Origin of the sequence: Pseudomonas protegens (assembly GCF_003732485.1) — a bacterium.
GTDB classification, from domain to species: Bacteria; Pseudomonadota; Gammaproteobacteria; order Pseudomonadales; family Pseudomonadaceae; genus Aquipseudomonas; species Aquipseudomonas protegens_B.
In genome coordinates this window covers 1-8,518 of record NZ_MOAK01000052.1, presented here as the reverse complement: position 1 = coordinate 8,518, position 8,518 = coordinate 1, and the positions used below count along the sequence as shown (strand labels likewise).

General features: G+C 61.1%; 10 protein-coding genes and 1 pseudogene. 10 read left to right on the top strand and 1 reads right to left on the bottom strand.

Going from position 1 to position 8,518, the window contains the following annotated elements:
• The 4 genes and pseudogenes from BLX41_RS35240 to BLX41_RS13010 form a co-directional block, all read left to right on the top strand.
• Nucleotides 1-139, top strand: a pseudogene (locus BLX41_RS35240) (FAD-dependent oxidoreductase); the annotation flags it as partial.
• 50 nt (nucleotides 140-189) lie between these two features.
• Nucleotides 190-1,278: a polyamine ABC transporter substrate-binding protein gene (locus tag BLX41_RS13020; RefSeq protein WP_123725208.1), complete on the top strand. Its 1,089-nt coding sequence runs from the start codon at nucleotides 190-192 to the stop codon at nucleotides 1,276-1,278.
• A gap of 157 nt (nucleotides 1,279-1,435) precedes the next feature.
• Nucleotides 1,436-1,828, top strand: coding sequence for a hypothetical protein (locus BLX41_RS13015; RefSeq protein WP_123725207.1), 393 nt, complete (start codon nucleotides 1,436-1,438; stop codon nucleotides 1,826-1,828).
• Between the two features lie 163 nt (nucleotides 1,829-1,991).
• The gene (locus BLX41_RS13010; RefSeq protein WP_123725206.1) at nucleotides 1,992-2,459 is read left to right on the top strand and encodes a DUF6368 family protein; all 468 of its coding nucleotides are present in this window, start codon (nucleotides 1,992-1,994) and stop codon (nucleotides 2,457-2,459) included.
• A gap of 119 nt (nucleotides 2,460-2,578) precedes the next feature.
• Here the strand turns inward: BLX41_RS13010 and BLX41_RS13005 are convergent, their stop codons facing one another.
• The gene (locus BLX41_RS13005; protein ID WP_123725205.1) at nucleotides 2,579-3,151 is read right to left on the bottom strand and encodes a type 1 glutamine amidotransferase family protein; all 573 of its coding nucleotides are present in this window, start codon (nucleotides 3,149-3,151) and stop codon (nucleotides 2,579-2,581) included.
• Nucleotides 3,152-3,330: 179 nt separating this feature from the next.
• On the opposite strand from BLX41_RS13005, the gene BLX41_RS13000 reads away from it, so the two are divergent.
• The 6 genes from BLX41_RS13000 (at nucleotide 3,331) to BLX41_RS12975 (ending at nucleotide 8,186) form a co-directional block, all read left to right on the top strand.
• Nucleotides 3,331-4,215: a hypothetical protein gene (locus BLX41_RS13000; protein ID WP_185073523.1), complete on the top strand. Its 885-nt coding sequence runs from the start codon at nucleotides 3,331-3,333 to the stop codon at nucleotides 4,213-4,215.
• Nucleotides 4,216-4,349: 134 nt separating this feature from the next.
• Nucleotides 4,350-5,135, top strand: coding sequence for a hypothetical protein (locus tag BLX41_RS12995; protein WP_123725203.1), 786 nt, complete (start codon nucleotides 4,350-4,352; stop codon nucleotides 5,133-5,135).
• Nucleotides 5,136-5,245: 110 nt separating this feature from the next.
• Nucleotides 5,246-5,647, top strand: a complete 402-nt coding sequence (locus tag BLX41_RS12990) for a hypothetical protein (protein ID WP_123725202.1) — start codon at nucleotides 5,246-5,248, stop codon at nucleotides 5,645-5,647.
• Nucleotides 5,648-5,844: 197 nt separating this feature from the next.
• On the top strand, nucleotides 5,845-7,278 hold the full coding sequence (locus BLX41_RS12985; protein WP_123725201.1) for an RtcB family protein: 1,434 nt from the start codon (nucleotides 5,845-5,847) through the stop codon (nucleotides 7,276-7,278).
• A gap of 136 nt (nucleotides 7,279-7,414) precedes the next feature.
• Nucleotides 7,415-7,594 carry a hypothetical protein gene (locus BLX41_RS12980; protein WP_123725200.1) on the top strand — a complete coding sequence of 60 codons (180 nt, stop codon included), beginning with the start codon at nucleotides 7,415-7,417 and terminating at the stop codon, nucleotides 7,592-7,594.
• Between the two features lie 46 nt (nucleotides 7,595-7,640).
• Entirely contained in the window at nucleotides 7,641-8,186 is a 546-nt protein-coding gene (locus BLX41_RS12975) for a hypothetical protein (protein ID WP_123725199.1), read from the top strand.
• Nucleotides 8,187-8,518 lie beyond the last annotated feature (332 nt).

The following is an 8,518-nucleotide window of genomic DNA, read 5'->3' as shown; positions in this document are numbered from 1 at the left end:
GGCCGGCGGCGACTCGCCGCTGTTACGCGATGTGCTGTCCCAGGCCCGCCCCGGCTACCTGCCGCCGCGACCGTTTTTTGACATTGGAGCAAGCTTGCGCATGGGCTGGGAAGTGCAGCGCGCGCGACACGAACGTTAACCGTCGCGGCGAAAAATCGCCGCAATAATAAAAGCACAGAGGGCGGCAATATGATCAATCGCACCACTACGGCACTGTTATCCCTGGCCTTGTGTGCCACGGGCGTACAGGCGGCAGAAACGGTGAGCATCGCCAACTGGAGCGGCTACATCGCTCCCGACACCTTGAGCGAGTTCACCCAGCGCACCGGCATCCGGACTACCTACGACGTGATCGACAGCAACGAGACCACCGAGGCCAAGTTGATGACCGGTGGCAGTGGCTACGACCTGGCCAGCCCGTCCAACCACTTTCTGCCGCGGCTGATCCAGTCCGGGGCGATTCAGCCTCTGGACAAGAGCAAGCTGCCCAACTGGAACAACCTCGATCCCAAGCTGATGAAGCTGCTGGAAACCAGCGACCCGGGCAACCGGTACGGCATTCCCTACATGTGGGTGACCGTGGGCATCGGCTACAACGTCGACAAGATCAAGGCGATCTTCGGCAACACCGATGTCACCCAGTCCTGGCAGATGCTGTTCAAGCCGGAGAATATCCAGAAGCTCAAGCAGTGCGGCGTGGCCTTCCTCGACAACCCGACGCAGATGGTGCCCATCACCCTCAAGGCCCTGGGGCTTGATCCCCACAGCGAACAGCCGGCAGACCTGAAGCAGGCCGAGCAGGCGTTGCGGGCCATCCGTCCTTCGATCCTCTACTTCCACCAGGCCAAGTACGTCAGCGACCTGGCGAACGGCAACATCTGCGTGGCCGTGGGTTTCAGCGGCGACGTGCTGCAAGCCATGGCCACCGCCCAGCAGGCGAAAAACGGCGTGAACATCGGCTACAGCATCCCTCGGGAAGGCTCTACCGTGGCCATGGACATGGTGGTGATTCCCAGGAACGCCCCGCACCTGGAAAACGCCTATGCCTACCTGAACTACCTGCTGGACCCCAAGGTCATCGCCAACATCAGCAACTTCGTGCAATACGCCAACGGCAACGCGGCGTCCTTGCCTTATATCGAGCCACAGCTGCGTGACAACCCGGCCGCCTACCCACCGCAATCGGTGCTCGACACCCTGTTCCCGATCAAGACCATGACCCCGGCCGGGATGCGCCTGAGCACTCGCCTGTGGACCCGGATCACCAGCGGCACCTGAGGGCAGGGGGCGTTTCAAGCTGCCGGAGCAGGGGCACGCGGCAGAGGTGGGAAACTGTCATTTTCGACTGATAGAACAGCGTATCTCCCACAACACCACAGCAAGCCTCGGCGGCGGGATCGGGCCGAGTAGATGCTGTCGTCAAGGATGCGCGCTCATGCACAAGACACTACTTATCGCCTCGCTGCTGCTGTATGGCGGAGCGGCCCACGCCGCCGATCCCGTTGAAGTGCTCGGGCACGGCTTTGGCTCCCTGAGCTGCGTCGACTTGCAAGACCCCGACAGCAAGGTCACCTGTGGTGCCCGGGCCTGGTCCAACGGCAAGGGCTGTCAGGGGTTGTCCAGCCAGGGCATGCGCGACAAATGCCTGGATGAGGCGCTGTATCCGCAGAGCCGCTCGACTCGCAGCCGTACCGCCAGGGCCAAGCCTCCTGCCCCTGCGGCGCAGGTTGCCGTCCGGCACGCGATGGAGCCGCCTGCGCCGTTGTTGTCGGAGAGGGAGGCGAAACGCTTGGAGGAGGTGCTTGGGGTCAATGGCTCCAGGCGTTGAGTCGCATCAATGCCGCGCAGGTTTTGGTACGCGCCTGTTGCTGTCTGTATGCTCCCGGTCCGGTGAATGAAGGGACCCGCTCCGGGGGCCGGAGCGGATGTAAGCAAACATGACTTGTCCGCTCTCGATAATGCGGAGGCGGCCCGCTGGAGAACATCAATCAATGGCCGGACCGACTGTCAGGGTGCTGTTGCCACGCAAGATCGATGGTTTGGTCGAAAGTCTGGTGCGGGCCTGCTTGGCCGAAGTTGCAGATCAGCCCTGGACGGGCAGGGGATCGTTCTTCATTGAAGGCAGCCCCATGCTTTACGCGCTGGGGGGCGATTATCCAGAGGAGCTGGCGGAGTATGCAGGGCTGGCCGGGCCGTTGGGATGGCTCCCTGAAGGTATCCTGAGCCTGGCGGCCATGGATAAAGATCAGTTGGATCACCAACGGCTAGGACAGGCGGCGCTGGCGTTGGTCCGTCGCCTGGATGGCGTGGTGGCCTTCTGCACCAGCATCCATGCCTACACCCGGGACACCGAATTTCTGGCGGGGCTGGCGATCATCGAGCATGAGGGCGAGAGCATTTTCAGCGCTGCGGACTTTGCGGCATGGTTGGGTCACCGGGATTTTCGACTGGTGAAATAATCCACGGCTACACGCCCGCACTGCCGCCCCACCCACTACCTTCCGTAGGAGCTGGCTTGCCAGCGAAGGCGGCCGTGAGATCGCTTTCGCCGGCAAGCCGGCTCCTACGGGGGAGAGGTTCAGGCCTTCTGTTGGTGTTCGGCGGCGTGCAGGCCCAGGTAGTAGGTCAGGTTGTCGTCGTTGATGCCCAGGGTGCCGAGAATCTGCGCCATGAAACTCACCGGCGCACTGCCCGGGGCGGTGATCACGCGCTGGTCCGCGACGGCATGGGGCACATCCTGATAGTGCGCGGCCCCGCCATAGTTCACTGCCAACAGGTTGGCCGCCGAATTGGAGGTGTGCTTCACCGCGTCCAGCACCCCGGCCCGAGCCAGTTCACGGGTGCCGTCACAGATACCGGCGATCACAATGTTGCGTGCCTGGGCGGCCCGCAGCAGGTCGCCGACATCCGGGGCCTGGTCGCTTTGCCAGACCGTCCCGCCGCAGACCATCAGCAGATCCACTTCATCCAGACGAATATCTTCCAACGCCAGGTCCGGGGTCACCCGCAGGCCGCCCATGGAGGTCACGATGGCGCCCCTGGGGGAAGCGTAACGGCAGTCGAAGCCATAGTAGCCACGGCCGGTGGCGTTGATCAGGGCGGTTTCCCAGTCGGCGAAGTTGTCGCAGATGATAGTGATGGCGCGGGTCACGTGGTTGTCCTTCCTTGGGTCAATGAGCATCGGGAGGGCGTCAGGGTAACCCGTTTTTTGGCTGGCGGATGTAGAAGCTTCTACTGCCACGGCACGAACGTAGAGATCTGCGGGGTGCCAGTGAGCGCCAGCTATTGTCGTTGGCTTTTAAGGATGGGGCTCGCTTAAGATCCAGCGCCTTGACGTCACTGAACACAGAGCAAGACGGTTCGAGAGTGAACCCATCAAAGGAACTGAGCATGTACAGCTTTCTGAACAGGACCCCGGCGCAGTACGGGTTATGGGTCGGTATTCTTCTGGCGCTGTCCGGTTGCCAATCCGGCTCGCCGAGCACCTCGCTATCCCAGGAGGAGGAGCAACAGCGGACAGATACGCAACGCTATGCCGCCACGATGCAGCAGGTGTTGCACCGCGAAAGCCTCAGGGCCAACAGCGAGAAACTGATGGGTAGCGTGGAGCTGGTGATGAAGTTCGATCGGCAGAATCAGGTCATCAGTTGTGAGGCGCAGAGCAGCCCGGCACCTAGCGCACAGGCCTATCCCTACAACCCGAAGCTCGGGGAGATGGTCAAGGCGATCTGCTGGAACGCGGTGTTTCCTCTAGCGCCAGCCACGGCTTTTGAGCCTGACGGCGTGCTGCAGGTCAAGGGGACGTTGATGTTCCCTCAGTTGACCCTGGAGTCCGAGCAGTTGAAGGAATTTGATTTCAAGGCCGTTCAATACGCCCAAAGTCATTTCTTCTGGGAGCACACGCTGGCCCGCTTGCCGCTGGACAGCGTGGGGGTAGCCAGTTTTCAGGTCAAGGCCGATCCCCAGGGCCGGGTGCAGGAATGCTGGGTGAACCTGCGTCCAGTGAGTTATCGCCCCGAGTCGTTCAAGCCCGACAATCAACTGCGCAATCGCGCCACAGAGTTATGTGAACAGTTGGACGTGCGGCAGATGCCGGGTTTTTCGGTCGAGCAGGGCAAGGTGCAGCCGATCTACGCCAGTGTGTTTTACACACCGTGGAAAGGTGGGCCGAACAAGTCCGCACACCTTTCTCAGGCAAGCGGCGGGGAGCGTTGAACCAGGTCGGCTGATTGGCGGCAAGCGTTCACTAAAGCTTTCGCGGCTCGCTCGTTAAGTGATTGAGCTTGCCTTTTCTTGGGTACATGGGCCGGGTGCCAGTGCCCTGTCATTGATCAATGAGTCATTCATTCATGTTGCTCGGATTCTTCCGCACTTCGACCCTGGCGCTGCTGATTCCGGCCCTGCTGACCCTGAGCGCCTGCCAGAGCAAGACCCCGGAACAGCTCGCCGCCCAATCACTGGAAACCCAAAAGGGCCTGGAGTTTTCTGCCGCCATCAGCGAAGTGCTGAGGCGCAATATCATGGCCGCCAACCCACAGGGCCTGACCGGCACAGTGGGTTTGCGGATCAAGCTCAACCGGCAGAATGAAGTGCTCGGTTGTGAGGCCCTCCCGAGCACCCGTGGTGATCTTGCCGCGGACCTGGTTACCCCGACGTTGCTGCACCTGGCCAGACAAGTGTGCTGGAACACCCTGTTTCCCGCCGCCGCTCCCGAAGCCTTTGGCAATGAGGATGGCATCAAGGCCATTGCCGACCTGCAGTTCCCGCGATTCAGCCAACTGCCCAGCCGTGAGCGTCAGGAGTATCGGCTACGGTCCAGCCTCTACCAGCAAAGCTGGTTTTTCTGGGAGCAGGCCGTCGCCGGGACGGGCATCGACAGCATCGGCGTGGCCAGCTTCCACTACACCGCCAATGCCCAGGGGCAGGTCCAGGAGTGCCTGGTGAACCTGGAACGCAGCGAATTCCGGCCGGAAGCGTTCAAGGCTGATGCCGCCTTGCGTCAACACCTGACCCAGCGCTGTCAGCAACTGGATCTGCGGCAGATGCCGGACTTTGTCAGCCAGCCCAATCGCCTGACTCGCGGTGAAGTACTGGTGGAATACATGCCGTGGCGCGGTGGCCCGCAGCCTCGCTAACGACGATTACACCTGCTGTTGCAGGAGCGAGCCTGCTCGCGAAGACGGTCGCTGGCGATACCCCGCGGCCACGGGTATAACAGCGGCCTTTTCCCAAGGAGGCAGGGCCGATGTTCAAGTCAACATGGTTGGGGTCGCTGGCAGCATTGTTCCTGGCGCAAGGGGCACAAGCCGAGCAGGGAGCCAACTGCCAGGAGCAGCAGGTGCAGGGTCACAGCGTGCAAATGTGCCTGCTCCCAGGCGCCGCCTTTCAACACGATACTTACCGTCTGACCGTCGACGGCAGTTTGATTTTCAGCCTGACCGATGACTTCGCCGAAGACGTGACCCTGGTCCACCGCATTCCCGCCGGACCTGCCGTGGAATACCCGCTCTCGCGCCAAGGCGCCAGCAGCGTCACCCTCAAGGGCGGCTGCGTACCGGTGAGCGAAGGCAACCTGGAAGTGGCGCGGCTGTGCAATTTCCACTGGGGCAGCGTGCAAGTGGTCAAGGACGTGCGCTTCAACTTCTAGCCCGCCGCCGCACTGTAGGAGCCGGCTTGCCGGCGAAGGCGCCTGCCCAGGCGCCTCCTAAAATAATTTCTCCCCGGCTATTTACATCCACATCGTCATTCCCCATTATCCGCGCCGTCTAAGTTTCGCTGCTGACCAGACAATTCCAGCCACCAACAGGGTGGTTGTTTTGTTGCGTCCAAGAAAAGCAGTTGAAAATGACCAAGACTCCTCTGAAAAGAATTCAGCACAAGCTCGCCCGTTCCGGGGTGGCCATCGAACGCCTGAATTCCAATTCTCTCTCTATCTCTTCGATCAATGACGCCGGGCTCAAGGTGGATTTGCTGCTGCCCGATAGCTTTGCCATCGAAGAGAAAGCCATCCTCCAGCTGATGGATTTCGCCAAGGTGGCTCACCCCCATGGCGGCGAAGTGAAGTGCGCCTGCGCCACGCCGGACTTCCACACCGGCAGCCCGATCCCGGTGGGCAGCGTGATCGTCACCAGCCACGACATGGTGGTGCCGCAAGCCATTGGCACCGACATCAATTGCGGCATGCGCCTGCACAAGCTTGGGCTGAACTACGAGCAGTTCATGGCGCAGAAGGCCAAGTGGACCGCCCTGGTGCGTGGCGATCTGCTGGAAGGCACGCGCAATATTCCCACCAGCCCCACGGCCATGAGCGCGCTGTTTGCTTCGGGGCTGGGGGATTTCTGGGCTCAGGTACAGCAACAGGACCCGATCGGGCTGTTTGCCGGGGCGGATTTCGCCCAGTTGCAGCGTGAGCTGTCGGGCCTGCATGAGTCGTCGTTCGCTCGCGGCAGCGCCGACTATGCGCCTGAAGCCTTGCAGGACCGCTCGCGGAAAATCCTCCGCGACCCGGGCCTGGGCTCCCTGGGTGGCGGCAACCACTTTGTCGAGATCCAGGTGGTCACCGAGCTGGTGGATCGTCAGGCCTGCTTTGCCCAGGGGCTGTCCGTAGGGCAGGTGGTAATGATGATCCACACCGGTTCCCGCGACGTCGGCTTCTATGTCGGGCGGCGCTGGATGGACAAGGCCAAGGCCCTGTGGCCAGAAGGGATCAAGCATCCCGACTCGAAGATCTTCGCCCTGTTCGGCGAGATGGCCGACGAGTACCTGCTGGCCATGCACAGCGCTGCCCATTACGCCGATGCCAACCGCGCGCTGATCGCCGAAATGGTGCGCCAGCGCACTCGGCAGGTGTTCGGCGCGGGCATCGAAGCGCCGCTGATTGTGGATGTACCGCACAACATCGTACTGCGCGAGGAAGGCGGCAACGTCCACCGCAAAGGCGCGACACCGGCCTATGCCGGGCAGCCGCTGCTGATTCCGGGGAGCATGGGGCATGACTCCTACCTGCTCACGGGGTTGGGCAATGAACGTTGGCTGCGCTCGGCCAGTCATGGGGCCGGGCGCTCGATGTCGCGCAGCGAGATCGTGTTCAAGGCCAAGAAGGATAAGGCTTTCCTCGGCTTGCAGGGGGTGGAGTGCATCACCACCAAGGAGGAACGGATGATCGAAGAAGCACCGGGGGCCTACAAGGAAATCGGCCAGGTGATTCGTTCCCAGGTGGAAGAAGGGACGGTATCGGTGATGGCGCGGTTTTCGCCGATCTTGACCTTCAAGGCGTAAGCACGAAGGGGCTGTGGGGGTGGGGGTGGTTTTCGGGTTTGCCGTGCAACTGTGCGGCCGATACATTGTCGCCCCCCGGCCTGGTCGTTCTGAGTGGTGCCGTTGAAGTTATCTGTGGAAGGGATGTCATCAGATCGTGAAGCTGGTTAAAAAAGCTGTTTGGTTCGTGTTGTGCATGGGGTCGATGCTCTCGATGGGCGCTGGCCTTTATCAATTCATGCTGCCTAAAGGTGATCCCAGCCTGGCGTTGATGCTGGTGCTGATTGCGCTTATTTCTGGTTTTTATCTGCGGCCGCAAAAGCCCAGGGCACGGTAGTCGCTCTGATGATTGCCTGTTTGCGGCCAAAGTCGGGTGCTCGATCATGAATCAAGATGAAAGTCTGAAGCACGATGCTGTAGTGCCATTTACCGGTGCCAGCGAGTTCGTCGTCGACAAGCAACCCCTTGTCGAACTGCTTGCCGTGCTTGCTCAGTGTGGCGAGGTGGTGTCCAGCTTCTTCAAGCCAGATCCTTCAATCAAGGCGTTGGATGAGAGGCAACGACTGGCCGAGTTTCTGGAGCGTTTCAGCAACCTCGCCAGGTCGACGGCTATTGGGCAGATCGAGCCTGAGTTCGGGCCCTTTTCCGTGTTGAACCGATATGAGTTTGAGGGCTCGCTGTTGGCGGTGCTGCTGCGGGGCGGGTGTCATCACTCGACCCGTGGATTGAGTCTGGCCGACGCTCGGAAGTTGGTGGGCGAGGCGCTGGAGGCGGTGTTTCCGGCTCCGTTTTCCGAGCTGGTGGTGTATCGGTTCGATAGTTCCGATTGGTGTGAGTTGACCAGGGATTCGACTATTTCTTCTGCCTATGTCGCCTGCCAGGGGGCGCGGAATCTTTGGTGGGTGTTGTGCGTTGCTGATTTTGATTGAGGCCTTGTGGGCGCCAAGCCATCTGTGGGGGGAAGCCGTTCACCCACATGAGTAACGGTTTGGTTCAGGTACAGAGGTGACACGCACGATGGGGTTTCTTGTGTAGGAGCTGGCTTGCCAGCGAAGGCGGCATCGAGGACACCGGTGGATTGGGTGTTGTGTAGGTAGCGGTTGCTGCGCTGTCACCCAGTTGTCTGCCATGGCCACACAAGCTCTGTGGCGAGGGAGCTTGCTCTCGGTCGATCGGTTGGCGTTTCGGCGCGCGTAAACCGGAGTCCTCGATTTGGCAGGTGTACATATCCGTTGCTGTGGGTGTGGCCACTGGCGGGTTT